Genomic DNA, 391 nt, shown 5'->3' on the forward strand with positions numbered 1-391 from the left:
CTTTCGGACGGCATTTTCGCGTGAACCGTCATTCTCACAAGGACATAAAACCAAAACAGGAAACCAAAAACAGCAACCTAAAATTCGTCATTCCCGCGCAGGCGGGAATCCAGTCCGCTTGTTCGGTAAATGAGAGGGCGGATTGCGCGCCTGTCAGATAAACCCCGTGTTTAAACGGGCGGCAATGAGGTACGCGCAGAGCCTTGAAGCGCGATCGATATATTATTTCCACCAAAACGGACGCCCCCGCCTGCCTTGCAAACCTTTAAAAGGAAGCCACCCGGATTAATCCGAGTGGCCGTGGAAAATCACTTACCGCTTGATTTATTTAAAATTTATGGTATAATTTACCTTAGCTGGCAGATGCCGCATCGCGGCAGGTTGACGGCAG

It is taken from the genome of Neisseria sp. HMSC070F02 (assembly GCF_001814225.1).
Classification (GTDB): domain Bacteria; phylum Pseudomonadota; class Gammaproteobacteria; order Burkholderiales; family Neisseriaceae; genus Neisseria; species Neisseria meningitidis.